Here is a 16817-nt window from a genome sequence, read left to right as displayed (position 1 = left end):
TCAACCGTGAGGCTGGCCGGGAGATATGCCGTAATCGCTTGATTGAGATTTCTGATTGAGAGCCGCTTATGTTTCCCGAAAGCTTTACCTTTTCCATCGCCGACTGGGTCAACGGTTGGGTCGATTCGCTGGTCACCAACTACGGTGATGTGTTCCGCCATATCTCCGATACGCTGCTGTGGGCCATCGTCAACCTTGAAGGCCTGCTGCGCGCAGCGCCGTGGTGGCTGATGCTGGCGATCGTCGGTGTGGTTGCCTGGCACGCCACGCGCAAAGTCGTAACCACCGCTGTCATCGTCGGTCTGCTGTTTCTCGTCGGTGCTGTCGGCCTGTGGGACAAGCTCATGCAGACGCTGGCGCTGATGATGGTCGCGACGATCATTTCGGTGCTGATCGGCATCCCACTCGGCATTCTCTCGGCGCGCAGCAATCGCCTGCGTTCAGTGCTGATGCCGCTGCTCGACATCATGCAGACCATGCCAAGTTTCGTGTACCTGATCCCGGTGCTGATGCTGTTCGGTCTGGGCAAGGTGCCGGCTATTTTCGCCACGGTGATTTACGCCGCGCCACCGCTGATTCGCCTCACTGATCTGGGCATTCGCCAGGTTGACGGCGAAGTGATGGAAGCCATTAACGCATTCGGCGCCAACCGCTGGCAGCAACTGTTCGGTGTGCAACTGCCGCTGGCCCTGCCGAGCATCATGGCCGGGATCAACCAGACCACCATGATGGCCCTGTCGATGGTGGTGATCGCCTCGATGATCGGCGCGCGCGGTCTGGGTGAGGATGTGTTGGTGGGGATTCAGACCCTCAACGTCGGGCGTGGCCTTGAGGCCGGTCTGGCGATCGTGATTCTCGCAGTGGTCATCGACCGCATTACTCAGGCGTACGGTCGGCCACGGCATGAGGTGAGCAAATGAGCGACGCAACCGTGAGCAAGATCGAAGTCAAAAACGTCTTCAAGATTTTCGGCAACCGCGCCAAGGATGCACTGGCGATGGTCGGCCAGGGCAAGACCAAGGATCAGGTGCTGAGCGAGACCGGTTGTGTGGTCGGCGTTAACGACCTGTCGCTGAGCATCGGCACCGGCGAGATCTTCGTGATCATGGGCCTGTCCGGCTCGGGCAAATCGACGCTAGTGCGTCACTTCAACCGTCTGATCGACCCGACCAGCGGCGCGATCCTCGTCGACGGCGTGGACATCCTGCAATACGACATGGACGCCCTGCGCGAATTTCGCCGGCACAAGATCAGCATGGTGTTCCAGAGCTTCGGCCTGCTGCCGCACAAGAGCGTGCTCGACAACGTCGCCTACGGCCTGAAAGTCCGTGGCGAGAGCAAGCAAATGTGCTCGGAACGCGCGCTGCACTGGATCAACACCGTGGGCCTCAAAGGCTACGAAAACAAATACCCGCACCAGCTCTCCGGCGGCATGCGTCAGCGCGTCGGTCTGGCTCGGGCCTTGGCGGCGGACACCGACATCATCCTCATGGATGAGGCGTTCAGTGCGCTGGATCCGCTGATTCGTGCGGAGATGCAGGACCAGTTGCTGGAGCTGCAAAAGACGTTGCACAAGACCATCGTCTTCATCACCCATGACCTCGACGAGGCGGTGCGTATCGGCAACCGCATTGCGATTCTCAAGGATGGCCGTCTGATTCAGGTCGGTACACCGCGCGAGATTCTGCATTCGCCGGCGGATGAGTATGTTGACCGCTTCGTGCAGCGGCGGGCGGCGGTGGTTTAACAGACTTGCGGTGAGGCTGCCGGCCCCTTCGCGAGCAAGCTCGCTCCCACATTGGAATGCGGTCTCCTGTGGGAGCGAGCCTGCTCGCGAAGACGGCGGCACAGCTGTATCAATGTTCGGATGAGGTTAATGATGTCCCAGGCTGAAAAAATCGCTATCACAGGCAGCCCCCTGCGTTGGCAGGACGTGGTCGCCGTCGCTCGTCACGGTGCGCAACTTGAGCTGTCCAGCGACACCTGGGCGCGTATCGAAAACGCTCAAGGCATCGTTCAGCGCATCGTCGAAAGCGGTGAGCGCGCCTATGGCGTCAACACCGGCCTGGGCGGTTTGTCCAACGTTTCCCTAAAAGACGAACAGCTCAGCCAGCTCTCGCGCAACACCTTGCTTAGCCACGCCTGCGGCGTCGGCCCGGTACTCGCCGACGAGCAGACCCGCGCGATCATCTGCGCGGCGATCCACAACTACAGCCACGGCAAATCCGGCATTCATCGCCGCGTCGTCGAAGCGCTGCTGGCGCTGCTCAATCGCGGCATCACCCCGCAGGTTCCGTCGCAAGGCTCGGTCGGTTACCTGACCCACATGGCGCACATCGGCATCGCGTTGCTCGGCGTCGGTAATGTCCGCTATCGCGGGCAGATCACCTCGGCGCAACAGGCGCTGGCCGAAGAAGGCCTGCAACCAGTGCAACTCGGCGCAAAAGACGGCTTGTGCCTGGTCAACGGAACGCCATGCATGACCGGCCTCAGCTGTCTGGCGATTGCCGATGCGACGCGATTGGTGCAATGGGCCGACGTCATCGGCGCCATGAGTTTCGAAGCCCAGCGCGGCCAAATCGATGCGTTCGACGCTGAGATCATCGCGCTGAAACCGCACCCGGGCATGCAGCAGGTCGGCATCAATCTGCGCGCCTTGCTCGATGGCAGTGAAGTGATTGCGTCGAGCAAAGGCATTCGCACTCAGGATGCGCTGAGCATTCGTTCGATTCCGCAGGTACACGGTGCCGCGCGTGATCAACTCGACCACGCGATCAAACAGGTCGAAGGCGAACTCAACGGCTGCACTGATAACCCGCTCCTGCTGGGCACGCCGGACAATTTCCGGGTGATGTCGCAAGCCAACCCGCACGGCCAGTCGGTGGCGATGGCGGCGGATCTGCTGGCGATTGCCATGGCCGAAATCGGCTCGATTGCCGAGCGTCGCCTCGATCGTCTGGTCAACCCGCACGTCAGTGGTTTGCCGGCGTTTCTGGTGGCCAATCCGGGGGTGAACTCGGGGATGATGATCGTCCAATACGTCGCCGCGTCGCTGTGTGCGGAAAACCGCCAATTGGCGCAACCGGCGGTGCTCGACAACTACATCACCTCGGGCCTGCAGGAAGATCACTTGAGCATGGGCACCAATGCCGCGCTGAAGCTGCATCGCGCGCTGGAAAACTGTACGCAGATCCTCGCGATTGAATATCTGCTGGCGGCGCAGGCGTTTGAATTCCTCAAGGAACAAGGCTTTGGCGTGGGCACTGACCGCGCGTGGCGACTGCTGCGCGAAACGGTCCCGGCCTACGATCAGGATCGCTGGCTGGCGCCGGATATCGCTGCCGCTGCGAGCGTTCTGAAAAAACCGAATTCGCTGCACAACGTTCTATCGAATTTGCACTGAAAAACTACCCTGCCAGCGTGCCAAGGCGCCGGATGCCCACAAGGCTGAAAGCGACGGATAACGGAATGCTCCGGAGCGAATGGCAAGTTAATAACAAACTCTCAAAAGGAGCATTTAAATGACTGCGCTGAACCTGATTCCCGGCCAACTGAGCCTGGCCCAACTGCGTGACGTCTACCAGAACCCGGTCAAGCTGACTCTCGACAACAGCGCCTCGGCACAGATCGAAGCCAGTGTCGCCTGCGTCGAGCAGATCCTCGCCGAGAACCGCACCGCGTACGGCATCAACACCGGTTTCGGCCTGCTGGCCTCGACCCGCATCGCCAGCGAAGACCTCGAGAACCTGCAGCGCTCGCTGGTGCTGTCTCACGCTGCCGGCGTTGGCGTGCCGATCAGCGATGAACTGGTGCGGCTGATCATGGTGCTCAAGGTCAACAGCCTCAGCCGTGGTTTCTCCGGTATTCGCCGCGTGGTGATTGATGCGCTGATTGCGCTGATCAATGCCGAGGTCTATCCGCACATTCCGCTGAAAGGTTCGGTGGGCGCGTCGGGCGACCTGGCGCCGTTGGCGCATATGTCGCTGGTGCTGCTGGGCGAGGGCAAGGCACGCTACAAGGGTGAGTGGATGGAAGCCACTGAAGCGCTGAAAGTCGCCGGCCTGATGCCGCTGACTTTAGCGGCTAAAGAAGGTCTGGCGCTGCTCAACGGTACTCAGGTTTCCACCGCGTTTGCCCTGCGCGGTCTGTTTGAAGGTGAAGACTTGTTCGCTGGCGCGCTGGCGCTGGGTGGTCTGACGGTTGAAGCGGTCTTGGGTTCGCGTTCGCCGTTCGATGCACGCATCCACGCCGCGCGTGGCCAGAAAGGTCAGATCGACGCCGCTGCTGCTTACCGCGATCTGCTTGGTGAGCGCAGCGAAGTCTCCGATTCGCACCAGAACTGCGAGAAAGTGCAGGATCCGTACTCGCTGCGCTGCCAGCCGCAAGTCATGGGCGCTTGCCTGACGCAGTTCCGTCAGGCCGCTGAGGTCTTGGCCGTTGAAGCCAACGCCGTTTCCGACAACCCGCTGGTCTTCGCTGCTGAAGGCGATGTGATTTCCGGCGGTAACTTCCACGCCGAACCGGTGGCCATGGCCGCTGACAACATGGCATTGGCCATCGCTGAAATCGGCTCGCTGAGCGAACGCCGTATTTCGCTGATGATGGACAAGCACATGTCGCAACTGCCGCCGTTCCTTGTCGCTAACGGTGGTGTGAACTCTGGCTTCATGATTGCTCAAGTGACGGCAGCGGCACTGGCCAGCGAAAACAAGGCCTTGTCGCATCCGCATTCGGTGGACAGCCTGCCGACCTCGGCCAACCAGGAAGACCACGTGTCGATGGCACCTGCTGCGGGTAAGCGTTTGTGGGAAATGGCCGAGAATACTCGCGGGATTCTGGCGGTGGAATGGTTGGCGGCGGTGCAGGGTCTGGATCTGCGTAACGGTCTGAAGACTTCGGCGAAACTGGAGCAGGCGCGGGCGATTTTGCGTAAGGAAGTGCCGTTCTATGAGAAGGACCGCTTCTTTGCGCCGGACATCAATGCGGCGACTGAATTGCTGGCTTCGCGGTGTTTGACTGAGCTGGTTCTGGCGAAGCTTTTGCCTAGTTTGTAAGTGGGCTTTCAGGGGGAGCTTTGTTGTCAGTGAAATCGATCCCCCTCACCCCAGCCCTCTCCCCCAGGGGGAGAGGGGGAAGGGAGCCGATCTTCGTGGTTTTCAAAGCCTGAGTTCGGCTCAAGATTTCCAGGTCGATGTACCTCGACAGAGCAACCCGGTCAGTCCTGCTTCTTCCTGGCGAGAGCAGGGAGCCGATCTTCATGGTTTTCAGAACCTGAGTTCGGCTCAAGACTTTCAGGTCGGTGTACCTCGACAGAACAACCCGGTCAGTCCCCTCTCCCTCCGGGAGAGGGCTAGGGTGAGGGGCTTTTCAAGGCTACCCACCAAACCAGCCCCAACGGAGGCCAACAGTGAAAACCCTCTGGCAACACTGCCACGTCGCAACCATGGCGCAAGGCGTCTACTCGATCATCGAGGATGCGGCCATCGTGACGTCCGGTGCGCTCATCGAGTGGATCGGCCCGCGCAATCAACTGCCATCCGGCGAATACCCGGCGGTCAATGACCTGCAAGGCGCGTGGGTCACTCCCGGCCTGATCGACTGCCACACCCACACGGTGTTCGGCGGCAACCGCAGTGGCGAGTTCGAAAAACGCCTGCAAGGTGTCAGCTACGCGGAGATCGCAGCCTCCGGCGGCGGCATCGCCAGCACCGTGCGCGCGACGCGCGAAGCCACTGAAGACGAGCTGTTCGCCAGCGCCGCGAAACGCCTGAAAAGCCTGATGCGCGACGGCGTGACCACGGTCGAAATGAAATCCGGCTACGGCCTCGATCTGGCCAACGAGCGCAAAATCCTTCGCGTCATTCGTCGCCTGGAAAAAGAGCTGCCGATCAGCGTGCGCAGCACCTGCCTCGCGGCCCACGCGTTGCCACCGGAGTACAAAGATCGCGCCGACGATTACATCGAGCTGATCTGCGCAGAAATGCTGCCCGCTCTGGCTGCCGAAGGTCTGGTCGATGCCGTGGATGCCTTCTGCGAATATCTGGCGTTCTCGCCAGAACAGGTCGAGCGCGTCTTCATTGCTGCACAAAAACTCGGTTTGCCGGTGAAGCTTCACGCTGAACAACTGTCGTCGCTGCACGGTTCCAGCCTCGCCGCGCGCTACAAGGCGCTGTCTGCGGATCACCTGGAATTCATGGACGAAGCCGACGCCATCGCCATGGCCGAAGCCGACACCGTCGCGGTGCTGCTGCCGGGCGCGTTCTACTTCCTGCGTGAAACCCAACTGCCGCCGATGGAAGCCCTGCGCAAACACAAAGTGAAAATCGCCATCGCCAGCGACCTCAACCCTGGCACCTCGCCGGCGCTGTCGTTGCGGCTGATGTTGAACATGGCCTGCACCTGTTTCCGCATGACCCCGGAAGAAGCCCTGGCCGGTGCGACGATTCATGCCGCGCAAGCGCTGGGCATGGCCGCCACCCACGGCTCGCTGGAAGTCGGCAAGGTTGCGGATTTCGTTGCCTGGCATATCGATCGTCCGGCGGATCTGGCCTATTGGCTGGGTGGCGATCTGGACAAACGCGTCGTGCGTCACGGCGTCGAATCAAGTCTGTAGGAGAGCGGTTGTGGATAAGGTTCTGAGCTTCAAACAAGGTCGCGTGCCGCTGCTGATCAGCATGCCGCATGCCGGGGTGCGCCTGACCCCGACAGTAGAGGCTGGGTTGATCGCGGACGCGAAAAGCCTGCCGGACACTGACTGGCATATTCCGCAGCTTTACGATTTTGCTGAAGAGTTGGGTGCGAGCACGTTGGCGGCGGAGTACTCGCGATTCGTCATCGACCTGAACCGTCCGTCCGACGACAAACCGCTGTACGCAGGGGCGACCACCGGGCTGTACCCGGCGACGTTGTTCGATGGAATCCCATTGTTCAAGGACGGGCTCGAGCCGTCGAAAGAAGAGCGCGCGACTTACCTTGAGCAGATCTGGACACCATATCACCGCACACTTCAAGAAGAGCTGGCACGACTGAAAGCCGAGTTCGGTTACGCGCTGCTGTTCGATGCGCATTCGATCCGCTCGATCATCCCGCATCTTTTTGACGGCAAACTGCCGGACTTCAACCTCGGCACCTTCAATGGCGCCAGTTGCGATCCACAACTGGCCGCGCAACTGGAAGCGATCTGCGCGTGCCACGCTGATTACAGTCACGTGCTCAACGGCCGCTTCAAGGGCGGCCACATCACCCGCCATTACGGCAACCCGACCGAGAACATCCATGCGGTGCAACTGGAGTTGTGCCAGAGCACCTACATGGAAGAGTTCGAACCGTTCCGCTACCGCCCCGACCTGGCCGAGCCGACGCGGGTGGTACTAAAGGAATTGCTGCAGGGCTATCTGGCCTGGGCAAAGTCTCACTACACCGCATAACCCCCTTGTGGGAGCGAGCCTGCTCGCGAAGGCGTCCGTTCAGCCAACATCTACGTTGAATGACACGCCGCTTTCGCGAGCAGGCTCGCTCCCACAGGAGTGTGTACAGCCTGCGAAGTTTATGGCTGACAAACGGTGACTGCGCTGGAGCATGCTCATTGACGTAAATCGGGTTTATGATGCCCAACGGCAGAATAATAGAAGTCCCCCCAGGGATGACCTCGACCCCTTACGGAGCGCGCAATGCAGACTTTGTTTCCGCAGATCAAACCTCACGCCCGGCACGATCTGGCTGTCGATGACACCCATACGCTGTATGTCGACGAAAGCGGTTCACCGGAGGGTTTGCCGGTTGTGTTCATCCACGGCGGTCCCGGCGCCGGTTGCGACGCGCAGAGCCGTCGCTATTTCGATCCGAACCTCTATCGCATTGTCACCTTCGACCAGCGCGGCTGCGGTCGCTCCACCCCGCACGCCAGCCTCGAGAACAACACGACGTGGGATCTGGTCGCTGACCTTGAGCGCATCCGCAAACATCTGGGCATCGACAAATGGGTGCTGTTTGGCGGCTCGTGGGGTTCGACCCTGGCGCTGGCCTACGCGCAAACCCACCCTGAGCGCGTTCACGGCCTGATCCTGCGTGGGATCTTTCTCTGCCGTCCGCAGGAAATCGAGTGGTTCTATCAGGCCGGTGCCAGCCGTCTGTTCCCCGATTACTGGCAGGACTACATCGCGCCGATCCCGCTGGACGAGCGTGATGACCTGCTCAGCGCTTTCCACAAACGTCTGACCGGCAACGACCAGATTGCGCAGATGCACGCGGCCAAAGCCTGGTCGACCTGGGAAGGGCGCACTGCAACCCTGCGTCCGAACCCGCTGGTGGTCGATCGCTTCTCCGAGCCGCAGCGCGCGCTGTCGATTGCGCGGATCGAATGCCATTACTTCACCAACAACGCCTTCCTTGAGCCGAACCAGCTGATTCGCGACATGGGCAAGATCGCCCATCTGCCGGGGGTGATCATTCACGGTCGCTATGACGTGATCTGCCCGCTCGACAATGCGTGGGAATTGCACCAGGCCTGGCCGAACAGCGAACTGCAGGTGATTCGCGATGCTGGCCATGCTGCTTCCGAGCCGGGCATCACCGATGCGCTGGTGCGCGCCGCGGGCAACATGGCCCGGCGCCTGCTCGATCTGCCGCCCGAAGAAGCATGAAGGGGCTTTTACAGCGCGTTCGCGGTGCGCGGGTTGAAGTGGCAGGCGAAGTCGTCGGCGCGGTAGATCACGGTTTGTTGGTGCTGGTGGCGGTCGAACCCGACGACACGCGTACCAGCGCCGACAAACTTCTGCATAAGCTGCTTAACTATCGGGTATTCAGTGATGCGGAGGGCAAGATGAACTTGTCCCTCGCCGATGTCGGTGGCGGGTTGCTGCTGGTCTCTCAGTTCACCCTGGCTGCCGACACCAAAAGCGGGTTGCGCCCGAGCTTTTCGACGGCAGCGCCTCCCGCGTTGGGCGAGGAATTGTTCGACTATCTATTAAGCAGTGCGAAACAGGTGCATGGCACTGTGGCATCAGGTAGATTCGGCGCCGATATGCAGGTGCATTTGGTCAACGATGGCCCGGTTACCTTTTTGTTACAGACCTGAAAGCGCTTGAAACACCTTTTTAGGAAATTTCGACTGTTTTTAAGGTGTTTTCGCGATAAATACTTTGTTACCCCTGATGCGTTGTCATGCGGGCTACTAGATAATCGCGCGCACTGGGATCAGCGCTCGCTGGTTCATTTTTGACTTAGGTAGAGACTTGTCTGGATCCGATTGGGGAATCATTTTGCCCCAACGGAGTCGGAACAATGCTCGCCAACCTGGCATATAGATAGCTGGCCGTTGGTTTATTGATCTGTTTTCGGCGAGGGTTGCTCGTGATTGTTAGTCCCTGTAATGCAGCAAAAATGTCTGCCAAACGCATGCGAAGTGCCCTGGTAGCGGGTTCGGCGCTCCTGTGCCTGCTCAGCGCCGGTCAGCTTTGGGCGTTCAATCTTGACGATGTATCGGCCAAGGCCAAAGAGCTGGCCGGGCAGAAATTCGAAGCCCCGCGCAGCAACCTGCCGAACGAATTCCGCGACATGAAATTCGCGGACTATCAGAAAATCCGCTTCCTCACCGAAAAGGCTGAGTGGGCTGATCAGAAGACCCCGTTCAAACTGTCCTTCTATCACCAGGGTATGCACTTCGATACACCGGTGAAAATCAACGAAATCACGGCGAACACCGTCGAAGAGATCAAATACGATCCGACGCGCTTCGATTTCGGCGACCTGAAATTCGATCCGAAAGCCACCGAACAACTGGGTTATGCCGGTTTCCGTGTGCTTTACCCGATCAACAAGGCCGACAAGCAAGACGAAATCATGACCATGCTCGGCGCGAGTTACTTCCGCGTTGTCGGCAAGGGCCACACCTACGGCCTCTCGGCGCGTGGTCTGGCGATTGATACCGCGCTGCCGTCGGGCGAAGAATTCCCGCGTTTCCGCGAATTCTGGATTCAACAGCCGAAGCCAGGTGACAAGCACCTGGTGATCTTCGCCCTGCTGGATTCGCCGCGCGCTACCGGTGCCTACCGTCTGATCCTGCGTCCGGGCAGCGACACCATTGTCGACGTCAAGGCGCAGATGTTCCTGCGTGACAAGGTCGGCAAACTGGGCATCGCGCCGCTGACCAGCATGTTCCTGTTCGGCGCCAACCAGCCGTCGAAAGTCCTCAACTACCGTCGTGAACTGCACGACTCCAGCGGTCTGTCGATCCATGCCGGCAACGGCGAGTGGATCTGGCGCCCGTTGAACAACCCGAAACACCTGGCCGTGAGCAACTTCAGCGTCGAGAACCCGCGTGGTTTCGGTCTGCTGCAACGTGGCCGCGACTTCAGCCATTACGAAGACCTCGACGACCGCTACGACAAGCGCCCAAGCGCCTGGATCGAGCCGAAGGGCGAGTGGGGCAAAGGCACCGTTGATCTGGTAGAAATTCCGACCGCCGACGAAACCAACGACAACATCGTTGCGTTCTGGAGCCCGGAAAAAATGCCGGAGCCGGGCCAGCCACTGGACTTCGCTTACCGCATGCACTGGACCATGGACGAAGCGGCGATTCATGCGCCGGACAGCGCCTGGGTATCGCAGACTCTGCGTTCGACCGGTGACGTCAAGCAATCGAACCTGATCCGTCAGCCGGACGGCAGCGTTGCCTATCTGGTCGACTTCGAAGGTCCATCGCTGGCGGCACTGACTCCGGATGCCGACGTGCGCAGTCAGGTCAGTGTCGGCGACAACGCCGAACTGGTTGAGAACAGCGTGCGCTACAACCCGGAAACCAAGGGCTGGCGCTTGACCCTGCGGATGAAAATCAAGGACGCGAGCAAGTCGACCGAGATGCGTGCCGCTCTGGTGCAGCCGGTCGTGACCGCTGATCTGGCGAAATCGGTACCGGCGTCCAACTCGTCCGTCGCCAAGGCCGACAAGGTTGCCGCCAAGCAACAAGAGAAAATCGACAAGGAAGCCAAGGCAGCCGAGGCCAAACAGGCCGACGCCAAGCCAGCTGCAGATGCCAAGGACAAGGCCAACAAAGACGCCAAGCAGCCAGTTGCTGCCGACGCGGCCCCAGCCACACCGGAATCGGCGCCGACTGAAGAAGTCCTGACCGAGACCTGGAGCTATCAGTTGCCTGCCGATGAGTAACTCACAAGTACAGCCAGAGACTCTGTCCGAGTATCTGGCGCATCTGCCGATGACCGACGAGCAGCGCGCGGAACTCGCGGGCTGCCAGTCGTTCAGCGAGTTGCATGAACGCCTGTCGTCCTCGACATTCGACGCACCTGCCGAAGCCGCCCAGGCTTCGGTGGGCAAGCGCCTGATCCTGAGCACTGCCGAAGAACTTGAAGACGCGGAAATGCTGGTGCTCGACGCCAGCGGTCGCGTCAGCATGAAGGCGACGCCGCCGATCCGTCGGACCAAAGTCGTGCCGGAGCCGTGGCGCACCAATATTCTGGTGCGTGGCTGGCGCCGTATGACCGGTCGCACCAACCCGCCGCAGCCGCCGAAAGACGAAAACGTCTTGCCGGCCGCGCGCTGGCGCACCGTCGGCTCGATCCGCCGCTACATTCTGTTGCTGCTGATGCTTGGCCAGACCATCGTCGCCGGCTGGTACATGAAAGGCATCATGCCGTACCAGGGCTGGTCGTTCGTTGATCTGGAAGAAGTCCTGCACCAGCCGCTGCTGCAAACCGCCACGCAAGTGCTGCCGTATGCGCTGCAAACCAGCATTCTGATTCTGTTCGGGATTCTGTTCTGCTGGGTTTCTGCCGGTTTCTGGACGGCGCTGATGGGCTTCCTCGAGTTGCTCACCGGTCACGATAAATACCGTATCTCCGGCAAAAGCGCCGGCAACGAGCCGATTGCCAAAGACGCGCGTACCGCGCTGGTGATGCCGATCTGCAACGAAGACGTACCGCGCGTATTCGCCGGTCTGCGGGCAACGTTCGAATCGGTCGCCGCCACTGGTGATCTGGACCGTTTCGACTTCTTCGTTCTCAGCGACAGTAATGACACCGACATCTGCGTCGCCGAGCAACAGGCCTGGCTGGACGTCTGCCGCGAAGCCAAAGGTTTCGGCAAGATCTTCTATCGCCGCCGCCGTCGTCGTGTGAAACGCAAGAGCGGCAACCTCGACGACTTCTGCCGTCGTTGGGGCGGTGACTATAAGTACATGGTCGTGCTCGACGCTGACTCGGTGATGAGCGGCGAGTGCCTGACCAGTCTGGTGCGCTTGATGGAAGCCACGCCGGACGCCGGGATCATCCAGACCGCGCCGCGTGCGTCGGGCATGGACACCCTGTATGCGCGCATGCAGCAGTTTGCGACCCGTGTTTACGGCCCGCTGTTTACCGCCGGTCTGCACTTCTGGCAGTTGGGTGAATCCCACTACTGGGGTCACAACGCGATCATCCGCATGAAGCCGTTTATCGACCACTGCGCCTTGGCGCCGTTGCCGGGTAAAGGCGCGTTCTCGGGTGCGATTCTGTCCCACGACTTCGTTGAAGCCGCGTTGATGCGCCGTGCCGGTTGGGGCGTGTGGATTGCCTACGACTTGCCGGGCAGCTACGAAGAACTGCCGCCGAACCTGCTCGACGAACTCAAGCGTGACCGTCGCTGGTGCCACGGCAACCTGATGAACTTCCGTCTGTTCCTGGTCAAAGGCATGCACCCGGTGCACCGCGCGGTGTTTCTCACCGGCGTGATGTCGTACCTGTCGGCGCCGTTGTGGTTCTTCTTCCTGGTGCTGTCGACCGCGCTGCTGGCGGTGAACACGCTGATGGAGCCGCAGTACTTCCTCGAACCGCGTCAGCTCTATCCGCTGTGGCCACAATGGCACCCGGACAAGGCGATCGCGCTGTTCTCGACGACCATCGTGCTGCTGTTCCTGCCGAAACTGCTCAGCATCATCCTGATCTGGGCCAAGGGCGCGAAAGAGTTCGGCGGCAAGTTCAAGGTGACCCTGTCGATGCTGCTGGAGATGCTGTTCTCCATGCTGCTGGCGCCGGTGCGGATGATTTTCCACACTCGTTTCGTCCTCGCCGCGTTCCTCGGCTGGGCCGCGACCTGGAACTCGCCGCAACGTGACGACGACTCGACGCCTTGGAGCGAAGCGGTCAAACGCCACGGCCCGCAGACCCTGCTGGGCTTCTGCTGGGCGCTGCTGGTGATCTGGCTGAACCCGAGCTTCCTCTGGTGGCTGGTGCCGATCGTCGGTTCGCTGATGCTGTCGATCCCGGTGTCGGTGATCTCCAGCCGTGTCGGTCTGGGCCTGAAGTCCCGTGACGAGAGCCTGTTCCTCATCCCTGAGGAATACAATCCGCCACAGGCGCTGCTGGCGACCGATCAGTACACTCACGAAAATCGTTACCACGCCCTCAACGACGGCTTCGTCCGCGCGGTGGTCGATCCACAGCAGAACGCTTTGGCGTGCTCGCTGGCGACTTCGCGTCACGGCCAGGCCGAGCCGATCGAGTGGCTGCGTCAGGAACGTGTGCGTCACGCGATCAAGGTTGGCCCGGCCGGGCTGAATAACCATGATCGCCTGCAATTGCTTAGCGACCCTGTGGCGCTGGCGCGTCTGCATGAGCAGGTCTGGGCCGAAGGTCATGCCGAGTGGCTGGATGCCTGGCGCGCTTCGGTGAAAGCCGATCCGCATGCGCCGTTGCTGCCGCTGCGACCGGTGAGTTTGCAGGCGCAACCGGCCTGATGAAGAAACCCCGCGATGTTGCGGGGTTTTTTTTGGCCTGCTGAAAAGCCCCTCACCCTAGCCCTCTCCCAAAGGGAGAGGGGACTGATTGGGGGATGCTTCAAAGGTACGCCGACCTGATCCTGCTGTATTGAATCCATAATCGACTGGATCTTTCAGGTCGATGTCGAGCGCAAGACAACCCGGTCGGCTCCCTCTCCCTCGGGGAGAGGGCTGGGGTGAGGGTCAGCTCTTGATTGTTAAACAAATCGTCCATTAAACCTTGTGCAAAAAAACGAGTGCGTTAGCATCCGTCCCCGAATTGGCGCACCCGGGCTTTTTTGCCTGCCTCTGTTGGTTTTCGCGCCGCACACGCAATGGTTTTGGGGACTTGAAGATGAAGAAGTATCTGTCGATGCTGCTGGTCGGCGTCACGGCACTGGTTGCAGTCAATGCGGCGCAGGCTGGCGCAATCGATGACGCGGTCAAGCGCGGCACGTTGAAAGTCGGTATGGATCCGACCTACATGCCGTTCGAAATGACCAACAAGCGCGGCGAAATCATCGGCTTCGAAGTCGACATCCTCAAAGCCATGTCCAAGGCCATGGGCGTCAAGCTGGAACTGGTTTCCACCGGTTACGACGGCATCATCCCGGCGCTGATGACCGACAAGTTCGACATGATCGGCAGCGGCATGACCCTGACTCAGGAACGCAACCTGCGCCTGAACTTCAGCGAACCGTTCATCGTGGTCGGCCAGACCCTGCTGATCCGCAAGGAGCTGGAAGCCACCATCAAGTCCTACAAAGACCTGAACACCGCCGACTACCGCATCACCTCCAAGCTCGGCACCACCGGTGAAATGGTCGCCAAGAAGTTGATCTCCAAAGCCAAGTACCACGGCTACGACAACGAGCAGGAAGCCGTGCTCGACGTGGTCAATGGCAAGGCTGACGCCTTTATCTACGACGCGCCGTACAACGTTGTCGCGGTGACCAAGGTCGGCGCTGGCAAACTGGTGTTCCTCGACAAGCCGTTCACCTACGAGCCTTTGGCCTTCGGTCTGAAGAAGGGTGACTACGACAGCCTCAACTTCATCAATAACTTCCTGCACCAGATCCACGAAGACGGCACCTACGATCGCATCCATGACAAGTGGTTCAAGAGCACCGAGTGGCTCAAGGACATGGAATAAGCCCGGTCAGATAGACCGAGTCGCCCCATTCGTGAGCAAGCTCGCTCCCACATTGGAATGCATTCTCCTGTGGGAGCGAGCTTGCTCGCGAAGGGGCCCTCCAGAGCAACACAAAATCCGGAACCTGCAATGAAACATAAAAAAGCCCAATGGCCCTGGCACGTCCTCACCGTGCTGGTGCTGGTCGGCCTGGCCGGCGCGTTGTATTACGCGACGTCGCTGATGTCCTACGAATGGCGCTGGAACCGCGTGCCGCAGTACTTCGCCTATCAGGCGGAAGAAACCCAGCGTGCCACCGACATCTCCACTGTCACCGAACTGGTGCGCAAGGGCGGCAGCGCTGTTGTCACCCTGCGCAACGACGCCGGTGACGAGCAGCACCTGACCGTCGACGAGAACAGCCTGCAATTCGCTCAGGGCGACGATGTCGCTGAAGGTGACGTCGTGGGTGTCACTCGACATTGGGCGGCAGGGCCGCTGTTGTGGGGGCTATGGACAACGCTGTGGCTGTCGGTGGTGTCCGGGATTCTCGGGTTGCTGATCGGTCTGGTCACCGGCCTCTGCCGTCTGTCGAGCAACCCGACCCTGCGCGACCTCTCGACCATTTACGTCGAACTGGTGCGCGGTACGCCGCTGCTGGTGCAGATTTTCATTTTCTATTTCTTCATCGGCACGGTGATGAACCTGTCCCGCGAGTTCGCCGGGATTGCCGCGCTGTCGCTGTTCACCGGTGCCTACGTGGCCGAGATCATCCGTTCCGGCGTGCAATCGATTGCCCGTGGCCAGAACGAAGCGGCGCGCTCGCTCGGTCTGAGCGCCGGCCAGTCGATGCGCCACGTGGTGCTGCCGCAAGCATTCAAACGCGTGCTGCCACCGCTGGCCGGGCAGTTCATCAGTCTGGTCAAGGACACTTCGCTGGTGTCGGTGATTGCCATCACCGAGCTGCTGAAAAGCGGCCGTGAAGTCATCACCACCTCGTTCTCGCCGTTCGAGATTCTGTTCTGCGTCGCCGGTCTGTACCTGTTGATCAACCTGCCGCTGTCGAAAATCGCCAGCCGGCTTGAGCGGAGGCTCGCGCAAAGTGATTGAAGTCCGCGATCTGGTAAAAGTCTTCGACACCCGTGGGCAAGTGGTACGCGCGGTGGATAACGTCAGCACCACGGTAGCCAAGGGCGAAGTGCTGGTGGTGATCGGCCCGTCGGGTTCCGGCAAGTCGACCTTCCTGCGCTGCCTCAATGGCCTGGAAGAATTCGATTCCGGCTCGGTGAGCATCGACGGCCTGCAACTGGCCGACCCGAAAACCGACGTCAACGCCTACCGCCGCGAAGTCGGCATGGTCTTCCAGCATTTCAACCTGTTCCCGCACATGACCGTGCTGGAAAACCTCTGTCTGGCGCAAAAAGTCGTGCGCAAGCGCGGCAAGAAAGAGCGCGAGGCCAAGGCGATGGAGTTGCTGAAAAAGGTCGGTATCGCACAGAAGGCCAACGAGTTTCCGTCACGCCTTTCCGGCGGACAACAGCAACGGGTGGCGATTGCCCGGGCGCTGGCGATGGAGCCGAAGGTGATGTTGTTCGATGAGCCGACCTCGGCGCTCGACCCGGAGATGGTCGGAGAGGTGTTGGACGTGATGAAAAACCTGGCCGTGGAAGGCATGACCATGGTCTGTGTCACCCACGAAATGGGCTTCGCCCGGGAAGTGGCGGATCGGGTGTTGTTTTTCGATCACGGCAAGTTGCTGGAAGATGCCGCGCCGGCAGCGTTCTTTGATGCACCGAAGGATCCGCGCGCCCAGGCCTTCTTACGTCAGGTCTTGTAGTTTCGGCGTCTCTCAGGACGCCTTCGCGAGCAGGCTCGCTCCCACAGTTGACCGAGTAGTCCAGGCGGACGCGGTCCAATGTGGGAGCGAGCCTGCTCGCG

Annotated in this window: 13 protein-coding genes; all 13 read left to right on the top strand. The window is 60.4% G+C overall.

The genetic code is table 11. The features are described from left to right. Positions 1–68 precede the first annotated feature (68 nt). The 13 genes from GTU76_RS11980 to GTU76_RS11920 all read left to right on the top strand — a co-directional run bounded on the left by GTU76_RS11980 (position 69) and on the right by GTU76_RS11920 (position 16716). Entirely contained in the window at positions 69–920 is an 852-nt protein-coding gene (locus GTU76_RS11980) for an ABC transporter permease (protein WP_007949591.1), read from the top strand. Continuing rightward, complete coding sequence (locus GTU76_RS11975; RefSeq protein ID WP_175552935.1) at positions 917–1747, top strand: quaternary amine ABC transporter ATP-binding protein; 831 nt, start codon at positions 917–919, stop codon at positions 1745–1747. Before GTU76_RS11980 ends, GTU76_RS11975 begins: the two co-directional genes overlap by 4 nt. A 132-nt stretch (positions 1748–1879) precedes the next feature. Beyond that, entirely contained in the window at positions 1880–3403 is a 1524-nt protein-coding gene (gene hutH / locus GTU76_RS11970; protein WP_180698692.1) for a histidine ammonia-lyase, read from the top strand. A gap of 118 nt (positions 3404–3521) precedes the next feature. Continuing rightward, positions 3522–5054: a histidine ammonia-lyase gene (hutH, locus tag GTU76_RS11965; RefSeq protein ID WP_180698691.1), complete on the top strand. Its 1533-nt coding sequence runs from the start codon at positions 3522–3524 to the stop codon at positions 5052–5054. 353 nt (positions 5055–5407) lie between these two features. Continuing rightward, on the top strand, positions 5408–6613 hold the full coding sequence (gene hutI / locus GTU76_RS11960; protein WP_180698690.1) for an imidazolonepropionase: 1206 nt from the start codon (positions 5408–5410) through the stop codon (positions 6611–6613). 10 nt (positions 6614–6623) lie between these two features. After that, positions 6624–7427: an N-formylglutamate deformylase gene (hutG, locus tag GTU76_RS11955; protein WP_180698689.1), complete on the top strand. Its 804-nt coding sequence runs from the start codon at positions 6624–6626 to the stop codon at positions 7425–7427. A 243-nt stretch (positions 7428–7670) separates the two neighbouring features. After that, on the top strand, positions 7671–8642 hold the full coding sequence (gene pip, locus GTU76_RS11950; protein ID WP_008080611.1) for a prolyl aminopeptidase: 972 nt from the start codon (positions 7671–7673) through the stop codon (positions 8640–8642). Further along, complete coding sequence (gene dtd / locus GTU76_RS11945) at positions 8639–9076, top strand: D-aminoacyl-tRNA deacylase (protein WP_007909321.1); 438 nt, start codon at positions 8639–8641, stop codon at positions 9074–9076. The genes pip and dtd overlap by 4 nt, the downstream gene beginning before the upstream one ends. A gap of 305 nt (positions 9077–9381) precedes the next feature. Then, positions 9382–11163 carry a glucan biosynthesis protein G gene (locus GTU76_RS11940; RefSeq protein ID WP_174244426.1) on the top strand — a complete coding sequence of 594 codons (1782 nt, stop codon included), beginning with the start codon at positions 9382–9384 and terminating at the stop codon, positions 11161–11163. Next, positions 11156–13726: a glucans biosynthesis glucosyltransferase MdoH gene (gene mdoH, locus GTU76_RS11935; protein ID WP_016984611.1), complete on the top strand. Its 2571-nt coding sequence runs from the start codon at positions 11156–11158 to the stop codon at positions 13724–13726. The genes GTU76_RS11940 and mdoH overlap by 8 nt, the downstream gene beginning before the upstream one ends. A gap of 376 nt (positions 13727–14102) precedes the next feature. Further along, a complete protein-coding gene (locus tag GTU76_RS11930; protein ID WP_016984610.1) occupies positions 14103–14900 on the top strand; it encodes a transporter substrate-binding domain-containing protein in 798 nt (265 codons plus the stop codon). A 129-nt stretch (positions 14901–15029) separates the two neighbouring features. Then, complete coding sequence (locus GTU76_RS11925; RefSeq protein ID WP_180698688.1) at positions 15030–15989, top strand: amino acid ABC transporter permease; 960 nt, start codon at positions 15030–15032, stop codon at positions 15987–15989. Next, positions 15982–16716 carry an ATP-binding cassette domain-containing protein gene (locus GTU76_RS11920; RefSeq protein ID WP_016984608.1) on the top strand — a complete coding sequence of 245 codons (735 nt, stop codon included), beginning with the start codon at positions 15982–15984 and terminating at the stop codon, positions 16714–16716. Before GTU76_RS11925 ends, GTU76_RS11920 begins: the two co-directional genes overlap by 8 nt. Positions 16717–16817 lie beyond the last annotated feature (101 nt).

This window comes from Pseudomonas crudilactis (assembly GCF_013433315.1).
Taxonomy (GTDB): domain Bacteria; phylum Pseudomonadota; class Gammaproteobacteria; order Pseudomonadales; family Pseudomonadaceae; genus Aquipseudomonas; species Aquipseudomonas crudilactis.
This window is presented reverse-complemented; position numbering and strand designations above follow the sequence as displayed.

Bases quoted from the DNA above. Each gene is read 5' to 3' on its own strand.
- GTU76_RS11975 (WP_175552935.1), top strand. From the start codon at position 917: ATGAGCGACGCAACCGTGAGCAAGATCGAAGTCAAAAACGTCTTCAAG.
- pip (WP_008080611.1), top strand. From the start codon at position 7,671: ATGCAGACTTTGTTTCCGCAGATCAAACCTCACGCCCGGCACGATCTG.
- mdoH (WP_016984611.1), top strand. From the start codon at position 11,156: ATGAGTAACTCACAAGTACAGCCAGAGACTCTGTCCGAGTATCTGGCG.
- GTU76_RS11930 (WP_016984610.1), top strand. From the start codon at position 14,103: ATGAAGAAGTATCTGTCGATGCTGCTGGTCGGCGTCACGGCACTGGTT.
- hutH (WP_180698692.1), top strand. From the start codon at position 1,880: ATGTCCCAGGCTGAAAAAATCGCTATCACAGGCAGCCCCCTGCGTTGG.
- GTU76_RS11940 (WP_174244426.1), top strand. From the start codon at position 9,382: ATGTCTGCCAAACGCATGCGAAGTGCCCTGGTAGCGGGTTCGGCGCTC.
- GTU76_RS11925 (WP_180698688.1), top strand. From the start codon at position 15,030: ATGAAACATAAAAAAGCCCAATGGCCCTGGCACGTCCTCACCGTGCTG.
- GTU76_RS11980 (WP_007949591.1), top strand. From the start codon at position 69: ATGTTTCCCGAAAGCTTTACCTTTTCCATCGCCGACTGGGTCAACGGT.
- hutH (WP_180698691.1), top strand. From the start codon at position 3,522: ATGACTGCGCTGAACCTGATTCCCGGCCAACTGAGCCTGGCCCAACTG.
- dtd (WP_007909321.1), top strand. From the start codon at position 8,639: ATGAAGGGGCTTTTACAGCGCGTTCGCGGTGCGCGGGTTGAAGTGGCA.